Consider the following 13,608-nt stretch of genomic DNA (forward strand, 5'->3'; position numbering starts at 1 on the left):
GCCGAACTGTACAGGTCCGTGCACGGATGTAGTCATTGGCCTGAGATGAGGTAGCTTAATCCGCCTTTTCCGGGGCGCGCTTATACCAGTCCTTACCATAGAGGAAGCGGCTGACCATCATGGACGCGACGGTGTCACCGCAGGAGTTGACGAGGGTGCAGCCCGGGTCGAAGAGCTGAGTCATCATGATGAGGATCGGCAGGGCCGCACTCGGGAAGCCGAAGCTCGAGATCAGCATGGTTTCCATGGCGGCACCACCGCCCGGCACGGAAGACACGGCGATGGATGCGGCGACGGCGATCACCAGTGCATACGCATAGTCACCGAGGCCGTTCAGCGGATGATTGAAGAGCGCGCAGCAGAGCACGATCTCATAGACCGTCGCGAGGCAGGCACCATCCATGTGCATCGTCGCGCCCATGGGACATACGACCGAGGAGACCTCCCGCGGCACGTTCATGTTGTCGCAGGCACGGAGCTGGAGCGGCAGCGCGGCGGCGGAAGAACGGGTACCGAGCGAGGTCAGGGCCGGTACGAAGATTTCCTTAAAGAAATGCTGTACGCCCCACCGTCCGGCAGCTACGAAAGCATAGAGGCCGAGGAAGATGAAGAAGTACGCAAACATCGTCGGATAGTAGATGAGGAGTCCGCGACCATAGGAGGCGAGCAGCTCCGGGCCGTAGGTACCGGTCAGGTTTGCGAAATAGCAGGCGAGGCCGATCGGTGCGAACTTCATGAGGATGTTGACCATCTGGTAGAACACCGTGGACATGTTCACGAGCCACTCGGAAACGGCACGGCCCTTCTCACCGAGAGTCGACACGGTCATGCCGAAGAACACGGTAAATACGATCAGCGGCAGGATGTGCGCACGGGTGATGACATCCGGGAAGTCACTGACGGTGAAGGTGTTGACGATCTGATCACCGATGGACTGCTCTGCGCTCTCGACGGCGGCACTGGTCGTCTCGATCGTGATGCTGGTGTCCGGCTTGAAGATCGCCGTCACGATGAACATGATGGTACCCGCGATCGCAGCGGTGATGATGAAGATCGCGATCGTCATGATCAGAAGCTTTCCGACACGGCGCGTATCCCCGATCGCGGCGATGGAGCTCGAAATCGAAAAGAAAATCAGCGGCACCAGAAGCACGAAGAGCATGTTCAGCCAGATCTGACCGATCGGATATAGAAACGCTGCCTTGTCGCCCAGCACGATGCCGAGAACCGCACCCACCAGCACACAGGCGATCAGAATCACCGGCTGCTTATAGGCTTCCCACTTACTCTGCTTTTCAGTACTCATAATTTTCCCCTTTCCACTTATGCTGAAAGATAGTAGATAGCTATCGTTATAGCACTTTAAAGCAGTAAAGGCAAGTAAAGAGACGCCCGGTCTGGACATCTCTTGAAAATCATTTCGTAACAGTTCGGGCAGGGAGACCCGGACTGTTACAATTATTCAGTTTACAGATTCTCCGGCTGAAAGTTTACCTATCTTCTGCTCCTCCGCAGCGCGACGAGGAGCAGCGCGGCGGTGAGGGCTTCGGCGGCGGTGAAGGCAAGCCAGATGCCGGTCATGCCGAAGAGCCACGCCATGAGGAGGGCACAGAGGATGATCGCCACGATGCCGCGGACGATCGAGACGAGGAAGGACCACATCGCGGATTCCGTCGCGGAGAGGTAGCCCGCACCGACGATGTTCGCGCCGGCGAAGAGGTAACCGAGGAAGTAGAGCCGCATGCCCTGCACGCCGAGTCGCGCCATGTCCGGGTTCTGCTCGCTGTTAAAGATCTCCACGATCTGCACCGGGAAAAGATTAAACACGAGCAGGAACAGGAGCGCAAACACCAGCGACGAGATCATCGCGAGCCGCAGCGTTTCACCGACCTGCTTCGTCATCCGCCGGCCGTAGAAGTCACTGAAAAGCGGCTGCGCCCCCTGCGCGATACCGCCGAAGACCGCCGTTTCCACGAGGGCAATGTTGCAGACCACACCGAAGGCGGCGACGCCGACCGTGCCTGTCAGCGAGAGGATCAGGAAATTGAAGACCAGCATCGTCACACCCGATGCGATGTCGCCGACGAATGCAGAGGTCCCGAGCTGCGAGGCCTGCAGAATCATGCGCCATGACGGTTTCCAGTTCTTCATCCGGATCGAACACTTCTTCGTAAACATATGCGTTCCGCAGACCGCGCAGCTCACGATCGGTGCGATACCGGTCGCGAGCGCGGCACCGGCGATGCCGAGCTTCATCGGGAACATGAAGATGTAGTCGAAGATGATGTTGAAGACACCGCTCAGGAACACGGCGACCATCGCGGTGCGCGGCGCACCGTCGTTCCGGGTGAAGGCGCTGACACAGCGGTTCAGCATAAAGAGCGGTGAAAACATCATGAAGATCCGGGTATACGGAATGCCCATCGCAGCGACCTCCGCATCCGCACCGAGGAGCTGCAGGATCTGTGGGACGCAGAAAAGTCCGAGCAGCATGAACGGGATGCTGCAGATCAGCGACCATACGATGGAATTCGTGAAGTAGCGGTCCGCCTCCTCCTCGTTGCGTGCCCGGCAGATCGTGAAGCGTGTCGCCGAGCCTACAGAAAACATATCGCCGAAGGCGAAGATCAGATCATAGAGCGGAAGCACCAGGTTCAGCGCCGCCATACCGGTCGCCCCACCCGCGATGGAGATGAAGAAGGTATCCACCAGGATGTAGGCGGACATACCGATCTGCCCGATGATATTCGTCGCTACGTATTCTGTAAAGAGCGCCGCGACACTCTGCGTCCGCGCATGATTCTGATTCATAAAAACCTCACTTTTCATTGCTATGTCACCATGGGCCCCGGCGAGTCGGGTTCCCCATCTAAATCATTACCTTTCAGCGATGTACTCCGCGGTCGTCATGAGTTCGACGTGCAGTGGGCTTAATCCCTGCAGGATCGTCTGCACCGCGCGCTCACTGTCCGCATCCACCCCGGCGCAGGCGTCGGTGAGATACACGAAGCGATAGCCGGCATCCGTGCCCTCGAAGAAGGTCGAGAGGACGCAGCACTCCGCCACAACACCCGTGAGGACGATGCGTCCGCCATGCACCATGCTGCGGTCGGCGGCGACGCGCACGTACTCGTTCGAGAAGCAGCTGTAGGTACACTTGTCGATATACGGGAACTCCTCCACGTAGCGGGCGATCGCCGGGATGAACTCGCTCATGACCGGATTCTCGTTGATGGCGCGGTTTTCCCGATTGTAGTCGGCCCAGACGCCCTGCGCATCCTCGTCTGCCGGCGCGATGTAGCGGGTCAGCAGGACGCTCGGCGCGTCGCGAAGCTCCAGCACATGATCGAGGAGCATCTCGATCTGCTGTGCGGCCTCGTTCACGTGCGCGCAGGCCCAGGGATTCCCCGGCTGGTAGACCTTCTGCATATCGATCACCAGGATCGTATCTTCTTTTCTCATAGCTTCCATCCTTTCTGACGCATAGTGTCACGAAGCGTACCATATATTTGAAAAAAGTCACGCGGTAATAGCGCCGAATTCCTTCTCGAATACATCACATACTTGTGTGATTCTTAACAAAGATTTCGAAACATCCGCTCTTTTCGGTAAAATACATGTAAATTTTGATACTCCATGTTATAATCTTTTGTAACTATAGCATATTTTATGCGTTGAGCTATAGACCTGTATGTAAAGGGGAGAATCATGGGAAAGCTTTTTAAAACAAACTTCACCACACCTGTCATCGTTCTGATCCCGGCCTGTATCGGTATCAACTACCTCGGTAAGCTGTTCGCAGCGGTACTGAAGCTGCCACTCTGGCTCGACTGTATCGGTACCTGCATCGGCGCGATCCTGGGCGGTCCGGTCATCGGCGGTATCTGCGGTGCAGCCAACAACCTGATCTATGGCTTCACCACCGGCGACAACATCACACTCGTGTATGCACTGACGTCCTTCTTCATCGGTATCGCGGTCGGCGTGATGGCACGTCTCGGCTACATGAAGACCCTTCCGAAGGCAATGCTCACCGCATGTGCCGGCGGCTTCGCAGCGGTTCTGGTTTCCACACCGCTGAACATCATCTTCTGGGGCGGTACTACGGGCAATGTCTGGGGCGACGCTGTATTCGCAGCGACACAGGCAGCGAAGATGCCGGTGTTCCTCGGTTCCCTCCTCGACGAGATCGTGGTCGATGTACCGGATAAGATCATCACCCTCGCGATTGTCTACTTCATCATCAAGGGTCTGCCGAAGAAGCTCACTGCGCTCTATGATGCATCCAGCGATATTCAGTCGCTCGACTGATGTTCGCTGAATCCCGGAGGGGCGGCAACAGAAGCTCAGTACTCCGAGACCGGTAAACTCTAAGCCGGGGTTCCTAAGCGGCTTGTGTCTCGACGGATGGATAAACATTTGCTACAATAAAAATTGAACATTGAAACATGGGCGGTCATCGGATTTGGGTGGCCGCCTTTCTTTTAAAGATTCTGTCTGCTCTGGCTCATGCATCCATCGGGATGCCCGCCCGTCCGGGACCGAAAGCCGCTGCAGCGGAATCGACAGGGTGAACATCATGAAATCCATCTCTCTTTATACGAACAACGGCTCCTGGCTGACGAAGCTTCATCCGTTCTCGAAGATCTTCTATCTCGTCGCGGCGATCGCGGTGCCGCTGATTTCCGGGCATCTCACGGTCTTTCTCGGCGTGATCCTGCTCAGCATACTGCTTCTGAAGAGTGCGGGGCTCGTGCACAAGGCCTTCCCGCTGCTGGCCTTCTCCTTCACGATCATCCTGACCGTCGTGATCATCCAGGGCATCTTCAACCAGAAGAACATGACCGTCCTCTTCTCCCTGGGACCGGTTCATTTTTATAAGGAAGGACTTCTCTACGCTGCGCACATCGGCCTCAATATCCTGAACATGCTGCTCAGCTTTGCGATCCTCGTGCTGACCACGAGTCCGTCGGAGCTGGTCGAGGAGCTCGAGAAGAAGGGCTTCAGTCCGAAGTTCGGCTACATCATCAATTCCGTGTTCCAGATCATCCCGCAGATGACCGGCACGATGAATACGATCTCCGACGCCCAGCGAAGCCGTGGCATGGAGACCGAGGGCAGCCTCCTTACCCGTGCAAAGGCGTTTCTGCCGCTCATCTCCCCGGTCGTCATGTCCGCACTGACCTCGACCCGTGAGCGTGCCATCGCCCTCGAGGTACGTGGCTTCGGCGGCTCCGCGAAGAAGACCTATCTCTACAGCCACCCGTACTCGAAGGCAGACCACGTGTTGAAGACGCTCAGCATCCTCGCCGTGGTGGTGACCCTCGTGCTGCGCGTCACCCACGTACTGTGACGGCCGACGGCATACACCTGTCGCAGCCACTGTGCTGCAGCACCCGGCATTTATGTGACGGCCGACGGCATTGGCCCAGGCGACGGCTGTCGGGACCAGACCATCATGGGGTTATAAAGCGGGCCCGCCGCGTGTGGTGAGCATCGCGTAAGTTCGAAATCGGAGGAAATCATGTCTCTCATCGAAGTGAAGGATCTTAAATATCGTTACCCGGGAACGACGCAGCTCGCGCTCGACGGCGTCAGCTTCACGGTCGAAAAGGGCGAGTTCATCGGCATCGCCGGTGAGAATGGCGCGGGCAAGAGCTCGCTCAGCCAGGCGCTGCTCGGTCTCATCCCTCAGTTTTACAAGGGCGCGTACGGCGGCTCCGTCACGGTCTGTGGCATGGATGCGCGCAGCACGCCGGTGTCCGAGCTCTGCCGCCACGTCGGCCTCGTCTTCCAGAATCCGTTCAATCAGCTGAGCGGCGCGAAGGACACGGTCTACGACGAGGTCGGCTACGGTCTTCAGAACCTCGGCTTCCCGCCGGAGGAGATCCGCACCCGCGTCGAGTCCGTGCTCCGCTGCTTCGGCATCTGGGAGTACCGCGACCGGAATCCGTTCGACCTGTCCGGCGGTCAGCTTCAGCGCGTGGCCATCTGCTCTGTGCTTGCGATGAAGCCGGACGTCCTCATCCTCGATGAGCCGACCTCCCAGCTCGATCCGGAGGGCTCCGAGGAGGTCTTTCATACCGTGGACGAGCTCACGAAGATGGGCATCACGATCATCATGATCGAGCAGAAGATCGAGAAGCTCGCCGGCTACTGTGACCGCGTGCTCCTCATGCACCAGGGTCATGTCGTCGACTACGACACGCCGCGGAAGATCTTCTCCCGCGAGGATCTCTATGATCTCGGCGTGAATCCACCGGCCTATACCTGCTTCGCCCGTGCCAATGCACTCGTCTTCGAGGATGGCACCCTCCCGGTGACGCATGCGGAAACGCTGGAACGCGTGAAAGCGTCCAGTGTGGACCGTGCGACGCTCATCGCGTCGCTCCGGACGATGACCGCCGGGGTTCAGATGGAGAGTGCGACGCCGCAGGCAGCGGCCGAAAACAGCGCCGGCATGGCAACGCAGATAGACGATGAAAGCAGCGTCGGCATGGCGGATGTTGCACAGCCTGCGGGCGCCGGCGCAGAGGCGGTTGCTGCCGAAGCTTCTACTTCGACGAGCAGCGATCACGCTTCGGCGAGCGCCACCTTCCAGGTGAAAGATCTGCGCTTCTCCTATGTAAAGGGGCGTGAGGTGCTACATGGGCTGAACCTCGCACTCGACCACCGGCCGACGGCGATCATCGGACAGAACGGTGCCGGCAAGACGACCCTCGTGCGTGTGCTGAAGGGCCTGCTGAAACCGGACAGCGGCGAGATCCGCTACCAGGGAGAGAACCTCGAGACGAAGACCGTCGCAGAACTCGCGTCCCGCGTGGGCTACGTCTTCCAGAATCCGGACGACCAGATCTTCAAGTATAAGGTGCTCGAGGAGGTCATGTTCGGCCCGCTGAATATCGGCATGTCCCCGCAGGAGGCGGAGGCCAGCGCCCACGAAGCGCTGCGGATGGTCGGTCTCGATGAGAAGGCCGCCGAAAACCCGTATGACCTCGAGCTTTCGGATCGGAAGATGATCGCCATCGCTTCCGTGCTCGCGATGAACACGGACGTCATCATCCTCGATGAGCCGACCATCGCCCAGAGCTGGAACGGTCGTGAGAAGATCCGCGAGATCATCCAGGCGAAGGCCGCAGAGGGGAAGCTCGTCATCGCGATCCTCCACGACATGGACTTCGTCGCGAGCTCCTTCGCCCGCGTCATCGCGATGGCGCACGGCGAGATCCTCGCCGACGGCGCGCCGGCTGAGGTCTTCCGGAACCACCCGGTCCTCGAAAAGGCCGCCCTCGCCGCCCCGCCGCTCTACGAGCTGCTGGAAGAACTGGAAGAGATGTGATGATCAAAGAAGCATTGCCGCCCCTCCCGGATCCCCTGTCTGAACCGTCTACGAAAACTTGACATAAATTTAGGAAGCGCCTACAATCTAAAAGATTCTGCAGAGTAAAATCTGCGTAAAACGCACAGGAGTGGTCTGTATCGAGACCACGGTCGGTGCACTTGTGGCGACGGGGAGCTCACTCATGTAGACATTCGCCTGCGCAGGGATTGGAAAGCGCAGGGCCCGCGAGGGTGTTGTCCGGCACGGGTGGGAGTTCCAGAAGGAAAATTATGGCAAGTTCATATGAGCAGCAACAGCGGGATCGCGCGCGTTTCATGCCGGTGGTCCTCGCAATAGAAGAGCTGATACGTACCGAAGATGATACGCTGCTGATCGCGATCGAGGGCCGTACGGGTGCCGGAAAGACCACCATCTCGAAGTATCTGCACGAGAAGTTCGGTGGGAATCTGTTCCATCTCGACGACTACTATCTCCAGGCGCACCAGCGCACACCGGAGCGTCTCCGGGAGGTCGGGGGCAATGTTGACTACGAGCGTTTTAAGGCCGAGGTGCTGGAGCCTGTGCTCCGGAAGGAGGTCGTGTACTACCGTCCGTTCAACTACCACACGATGGACTTCGATCCCGAGTTCGCCCGGGAGGTGCCGGTGAAGCGCCTGAACATCATCGAGGGCACCTACTGCATGAACCCGTACTTCGGCGATCCATATGATCTTCGCATCTTCATGGACATCAAGTATCCGCAGCAGATCGAGAACGTCATCGACCGCGAGGGAACCGCCGAGCTCGACGATTACATCGATAAGTGGATCCCGAAGACGGACATCTATATCGAGCGCATGGGCATCCAGGAAAAGTGCGACATCACGATCATGTTTTCATGATACCGTATTTCGATCGCACATGTTGCCGCGGATCTCATGAAGCGGTCAGACGATTCTGTCACGCGTAACGCATCCACACATGTTGCCACCATGCCAGACCGACAAAAACAGAATAAAATCCAGATACCAGAAAGCCGTCAGCGATTGCTGACGGCTTTTCTTATTCTTAGAATCCCTCCCTGCTTCATGGGCCACGTCATACCTTGTTATATCTTGTTATATCTTCATTCTTTTGTTATATCTTGTTATATCTCCCAGTGTATACAATCGAAGATTTCCGCTTTACAGCTCGAGCATGCGGGCGGCTTCTGCGCGGAGGGTGCTGCGCTGGTCGTGAAGGAGCAGGAACTGGTTGTACTGATAGTACGCGTCGTTTCCGCACTCCCGGATGAAGCGGAGGCAGGCGCTGCTGGCGTTCAGGTTCGAGAGGAAGAGGACGATTTCCTGGCCGTCGGAGAAGGCGTCGTGGAGGAAGCCGAAGGCGTTCGTGAGCTCGGCGCCGGTCTTCTCGATCGCGGCCTTGCGTGCGCTCTCCCGCTTCGTGAACCACTGCTTTGCGAGGGCGTACAGCGCTTCGTCCGTGGTGGCCGTTCCGTCGCCGCGGGCGAGGCTGAGCTCATGCATGAGCTCCTCGAGTGCGAGGATGGCCTTCCGCTCGATGCGCTCTGCGCGGTGGCTGAGCAGGTGCGCCTTCTGCCGGCGCTGGAGCTCGGCGACCATCGCGTCGTGATCCGCCGCGAGCTGCGCCTGGAGGTTGCCTGATGTGAGGGCGTCGCTCGAACCAGAGGCTTCTGGCTGTCGGTCGGCAGCGTTCCCTGCCGGGGCCGTCGGCGCGACCGGCGCGGTATGTGCGTTCCGGTCGATGGCATTGGCCGACGAAAGGGCGTCGCGGAGCTTCTTCATCTCGGTGAAGACGGCGCGCTGGATATCCACCTGCTCACCATAGGCGCGGAAGTCCTGGCCGAGGGCGTCGGTGAGGAGGCCGATGAGGGAGAGCTTCTCGTCGAACGGGGCGCTGACGAGCGCGTGGAGGTCGGTCGGGCGCTGGCCGGCGAGGATCTCCTGCACATGATAGCTCGTGCGGTACTTCTGATAGAGGGCGTAGTAGGTCGCGAAGTCGCGCGCCACCTCCGGGTCCTCGAGGTACTGGAGGACGAGCTCGCGCGTGATCGGGAGGCCCATCTCCTCGTAGACCGTCATGATACGGCTCAGGTCCTCCCAGCCACGGGCGGTGACGAACTGTGCGCCCGCGAGGTCAGCCTTCACGATGTAGAAGTTCTCCTTCTTGATGTCGAGGTAGGCGAGGATCGCGCCGTGGACGCCCATCTGGTAGGCGTAGCGCTTCCAGGCCTCGACATCCGCGGTGATGTCGAGACGCTTCACACGGTCGAGGATCACGATATCAAAGTCGCGCACCGAGCGGTTGTACTCCGGCGGATTGCCGGCGGTGACAATCACGAAGCCATCCGGGACCTTATGGGTGCCGAAGGTCTTGTACTGCAGGAACTGCAGCATCATCGGGGCGAGGGTCTCGGACACGCAGTTGATCTCGTCGAGGAAGAGGATGCCCTCGTGGATGCCAGAGCGCTCGATCTGCTCATAGACCGCGGCGATGATCTCGGACATGGTGTACTCGGTGACAGAATACTCTTCGCCGCCGAAATCGCGCTTCGAGATGAACGGGAGGCCGATGGCGGACTGGCGCGTGTGGTGTGTGATGGTATACGACACGAGGTTGATGCCGAGCTCCGACGCGATCTGCTCCATGATGGCGGTCTTGCCGATGCCCGGCGGGCCCATGAGGAGCATCGGGCGCTGCTTCTCGACCGGGATCCGGTAAGCGCCGGTCTCGTCCTTCATGAGATAGGCGCGGATCGTGTGGATGATTTCCTGTTTTGCTTCGATGATGTTCATTTCTATGCCTTTCGTGGGTTTGAGTGCGGCTTAGGTGGGGGCCGGAGGACCGGCAACAGAAGCACAGTCCTCCTGGCCTCCTGTCTATGTGTCTATATTTGGGCTGTGTCTTTCAGGTAAAGCTTCAGGGCCCAGTCGGGGGCGGACTGGTCGTCGATGTCGGCCCAGGTGTCGTAGACGAAGGCGGTCTGGTAGTCGGTCGGCTTCGTCGGGTACGGGCCGTGGCCGTCGGTGAAGTACATGAGTCCGCGGAGCTCCGGCAGTGCGCCCTGGGTCCGCAGCTTCTCCACGTACTGGAAGACGGGGCGGAAGTCGGTGCCGTAGCCACCCTTCATCTCGAAATGGGCAGCGTAGTCTTCGATCTCCTCCGGTTTCGTCAACACGATGTCCTCCTGCACGCGGTCGTCGCAGAGGACGAGGTGCACGCGGATCCGCTGGAAGAAGTTCGTCCGCCGGCGGAGGATCGCGGCGGTTTCGTCGAGGAAGCGCTGGACCTGTCCCTGCTCGGTCGAGGCCGAGGTGTCGATGGCGATGACGAGGTCCGAGATGCGGCGCTCCTCGCGGAATTCGTTCTCCTCGATGAGCGGCATGTTGCCGTAAACCTCCATGCCGTAATTGTAATAGCCGTAGTCGAAGCTGTCCGGGTCGACGTGCGTGACCTCGCGGAGCACGGTCAGCTTCTCGAGAAAGTCGCGGAAGTCGGTCTCCTGGCGGTACTGCGCGGCGAGCACCCAGGCGAGGCTGCCGGTCTCGTCCGACGCCTCGGCACCGAAGGTCGTGAGCTCCGTCTGCAGGCGCTCCGCCGTGTCCTTCCACTGCTCATCGAGCACCGTTTCGTCCACCTGGGCCAATGCTCCTGTCCCGTTCTTCGGTGGTGTGGCGGGGTCTGGCTCGGCGGCCGGCGGGCTGTCGGGAGTTCCGGCATCCGAAGCGTTCGACGCGGCCGCCGGATGATCTGGATTTTCAGGATCTGTGGCGTCGGAGCCATCTACGTCCGGGTCGCCTGCATTGGCATCCGGCGGGGTCGAGGCGTCGTCCAAAAGATCCTCCGGGATCTCCGGCTGGCTGCCGCCCGCCGGATCCTCCATCCGCTTCCAGAACTGATGGTCACATTTGTGGAACTCGAGGGTCAGCTGCTGCAGCGTGTCGAGGTCCGGCTTGTTCAGGTGAAAATAGTGGTAGATACGCTCGGCGCTCAGCACGCGGCACTCCGCCCGCAGGCGCTCGTACCACTCCTCGCGGAAGGGATAGGCCGGGCGGTTGATGATGTCGTAGTCCATCGAGTCGAGGACAGACTCGACCTGGATGTCCGCGGCGAGGTCCCAGAGCGCCTGATCCTCGTACTGGTCCGAGCTGAACATGTGCCGGAAGATGCAGTGCAGGAGGATGTGGAGGTAGAGGCGGTCCAGCTTCTGCGGACTCTCGAGGAAGAGCGCGAAGACGAAGTTCGGATTATAGTGGATCGTCCGCGCGTCGGTGCCCATGGACTGCGTCGCGAGGTCCATCGTGTAGCCGAGGCTGTCGAGCGCACGCGCCATGAAGCGGAGGTGGATGTAGAGCTCGGTCCGCGCTTCGTTCAGTATTCGGTTTCCGAAATCGATCAGGTCCTGATGGGCCCGCATGCGTTCCAGTTTCGCCACGACGGCTCCTTTCTATACTGATTACAGTTCGAAGATTTCCGGGCCGCTGCTCAAGGCAGCGGCGAAGTGCTTCCGGTTATAGTCCATGAGGAGGGCAGCGCTGGTGATGTCCTGCACTTCGGTGCAGACGTCGAGGGCCGGCTGGATGGCTTCCTCCAGGATGAGTTCGTGCGTAACCAGGAAGCTGAGGCGCTCAGCGGTGCGTGCCGGCTCCTGCGGGATCCAGCGAAGCTCGCCTTCATGGCCGAAGCGTTCCTCGCGTTCGCCGCGCAGCATGCGCGGCAGGATCGTCGGACTCTGCGCGCGGAGGTAATCCTCGTACTGTGCACGGAACGAGGGTTCCAGACGATAGGGATGCATCAGACGACCGAAGGCAGCATTGACCGCACTCGCGGGCTCGTCGTAGGTGAAGCGCTGGAACTGGCGGTCGTAGCCCTGGAAGTCGATACCGGTCCGGGTGACGAGCTGGCGCGTGGCGTAGCCGGCACCCTCGATGTGCTCGTGGATCGCGCGCGCCATCGTGTCCTCCTGGTAGTTGTCCGCATAGGACGGGAAGGTCAGCGCCGCAGTCGCGCCCATAGGTAAATGGATCGTCAGCGGGAGCATCGCGTCGCTGTCGCCGACGAGCTCCTTCAGAAGGCGGAAGTGGCCCGGGGTGTGGAGCATGAGCTCGATGTCCTGGAGCTCGGGGCACTGGCGGAGCGCGCCGTCATAGTAGTCGACGACGCTGTCGCTCAGCTTCACGTAGTGGAGGTGGGCGCAGTTATGGAAGGCAAAGGAGCGGATACAGCGGATGCTCTCCGGGAGGATCAGCTCCTCGAGGTCTGCGCGGGAGGCGAAGGCGCGGCCGGCGATTTCCTCGACCGGGATGTGATCCGCGGTTTCTGCCGGCACAAAAAGCGTCCGCACCGGGCCGTCATAGCCCGTCACGGACGCAAAGGTACGATTTCGTTCGGTTTTGATTTCAAATGTGAATGCCATGTGCGATCCAAAGTCCTGTCGTTTCATAATTCGGGTACTTCTGACGGAGCTCCGCAAGGGCGGCTGCCTTTGCGGCACGCTCAGCTGCCTGATACTCGGTGGCCTGCTGGAAGAGGCGGTTGTTTTCCGCCTGCACTTCCGGGGAGATCGGCTCGACCGGTGCTTCTACATATGAAGCGCTTCCCTGCATCGCCTGGTACACCAGCTTTGCGAGCTTTCCATACGCAGTGCCGGTGAGGTGCAGGCCGTCGCTGAGGTAGTCCTCCGGGTGCCCGAGGAAGAGGTAGTACGGGTTGATCACGATCGCCGGGAGCTGCTGCCCGAGGGTCATCACCGGCTGAATCGTCTGCTGGATCAGGCCGAAGTGAAGGTCACGGGAGTCCGGTGCGATGATGAGATAGATCTTCGGGTGCTTCTTCGTCTGCCGGAAGCTGTCGATCAGCTCCCTGTACTGATTCTGGAAGTAGAGCGGCGTGAAGTTGTAGGCGCCCACATCATTGGCCCCGAACATAAAGATCAGGATGTCGGCGTCGTACTGGATGGCCGCGCTGTAATCCTCGGTGTTCCGGTACTCGACCGGGCCGTCGTCGATGACGTAGCTCGAGGTATGACCGAAGTTCCGCACCTCATACTGCGCGCCCAGGAGCTGCTGGAGCTGCGCCGGGTAGGACTGCGCGTCCTCGAGGAGATAGCCGCGCGTCAGCGAATCCCCGATGCAGGCCACCTTCGTCTTCGTGTTCGTCTGCGCACAGACGCTCATCGTGAAGCTGAGAGCGAACAGTGCGCTGAGAAGGATACGGGCCAGCACAGACGTAGTGATCGACTGCATTGACAATCTCTTTATAATACG

General features: G+C 59.6%; 11 protein-coding genes. 4 read left to right on the forward strand and 7 right to left on the reverse strand.

Annotation, left to right across the window (positions count from 1 at the left end):
* Nucleotides 1-55: 55 nt before the first annotated feature.
* The 3 genes from ACTQ52_RS03375 to ACTQ52_RS03385 all read right to left on the reverse strand — a co-directional run bounded on the left by ACTQ52_RS03375 (nt 56) and on the right by ACTQ52_RS03385 (nt 3,462).
* Nucleotides 56-1,306, reverse strand: coding sequence for a dicarboxylate/amino acid:cation symporter (locus tag ACTQ52_RS03375; protein WP_441981807.1), 1,251 nt, complete (start codon nt 1,304-1,306; stop codon nt 56-58).
* A 188-nt stretch (nt 1,307-1,494) separates the two neighbouring features.
* Nucleotides 1,495-2,811, reverse strand: coding sequence for an MATE family efflux transporter (locus tag ACTQ52_RS03380; RefSeq protein ID WP_441981808.1), 1,317 nt, complete (start codon nt 2,809-2,811; stop codon nt 1,495-1,497).
* 66 nt (nt 2,812-2,877) lie between these two features.
* The gene (locus tag ACTQ52_RS03385) at nt 2,878-3,462 is read right to left on the reverse strand and encodes a cysteine hydrolase family protein (RefSeq protein ID WP_410043298.1); all 585 of its coding nucleotides are present in this window, start codon (nt 3,460-3,462) and stop codon (nt 2,878-2,880) included.
* A 246-nt stretch (nt 3,463-3,708) separates the two neighbouring features.
* Between ACTQ52_RS03385 and ACTQ52_RS03390 the strand changes: the two genes are divergently transcribed.
* The 4 genes from ACTQ52_RS03390 (at nt 3,709) to ACTQ52_RS03405 (ending at nt 8,223) form a co-directional block, all read left to right on the forward strand.
* Nucleotides 3,709-4,311 (forward strand): ECF transporter S component, encoded by a 603-nt coding sequence (locus ACTQ52_RS03390; protein WP_410043299.1) that lies wholly within the window; start codon nt 3,709-3,711, stop codon nt 4,309-4,311.
* Between the two features lie 268 nt (nt 4,312-4,579).
* Nucleotides 4,580-5,353, forward strand: coding sequence for an energy-coupling factor transporter transmembrane component T family protein (locus tag ACTQ52_RS03395; protein WP_441981809.1), 774 nt, complete (start codon nt 4,580-4,582; stop codon nt 5,351-5,353).
* A gap of 171 nt (nt 5,354-5,524) precedes the next feature.
* A complete protein-coding gene (locus ACTQ52_RS03400; RefSeq protein WP_441981810.1) occupies nt 5,525-7,339 on the forward strand; it encodes an ABC transporter ATP-binding protein in 1,815 nt (604 codons plus the stop codon).
* Nucleotides 7,340-7,611: 272 nt separating this feature from the next.
* A complete protein-coding gene (locus ACTQ52_RS03405) occupies nt 7,612-8,223 on the forward strand; it encodes a uridine kinase family protein (RefSeq protein WP_441981811.1) in 612 nt (203 codons plus the stop codon).
* 282 nt (nt 8,224-8,505) lie between these two features.
* Here ACTQ52_RS03405 and ACTQ52_RS03410 read toward each other — a convergent pair whose 3' ends face one another.
* The 4 genes from ACTQ52_RS03410 to ACTQ52_RS03425 all read right to left on the reverse strand — a co-directional run bounded on the left by ACTQ52_RS03410 (nt 8,506) and on the right by ACTQ52_RS03425 (nt 13,587).
* Nucleotides 8,506-10,137 carry an ATP-binding protein gene (locus ACTQ52_RS03410; protein WP_441981812.1) on the reverse strand — a complete coding sequence of 544 codons (1,632 nt, stop codon included), beginning with the start codon at nt 10,135-10,137 and terminating at the stop codon, nt 8,506-8,508.
* A 92-nt stretch (nt 10,138-10,229) separates the two neighbouring features.
* The gene (locus tag ACTQ52_RS03415; RefSeq protein ID WP_441227184.1) at nt 10,230-11,777 is read right to left on the reverse strand and encodes a vWA domain-containing protein; all 1,548 of its coding nucleotides are present in this window, start codon (nt 11,775-11,777) and stop codon (nt 10,230-10,232) included.
* Between the two features lie 21 nt (nt 11,778-11,798).
* On the reverse strand, nt 11,799-12,785 hold the full coding sequence (locus tag ACTQ52_RS03420; RefSeq protein ID WP_441981813.1) for a leucine-rich repeat protein: 987 nt from the start codon (nt 12,783-12,785) through the stop codon (nt 11,799-11,801).
* Nucleotides 12,742-13,587 (reverse strand): GDSL-type esterase/lipase family protein, encoded by an 846-nt coding sequence (locus ACTQ52_RS03425; RefSeq protein ID WP_441981814.1) that lies wholly within the window; start codon nt 13,585-13,587, stop codon nt 12,742-12,744. Before ACTQ52_RS03425 ends, ACTQ52_RS03420 begins: the two co-directional genes overlap by 44 nt.
* Between the last annotated feature and the right edge of the window lie 21 nt (nt 13,588-13,608).

The sequence above is a fragment of the Oribacterium sp. Sow4_G1_1 genome, assembly GCF_052116105.1.
Lineage (GTDB): Bacteria > Bacillota > Clostridia > Lachnospirales > Lachnospiraceae > Oribacterium.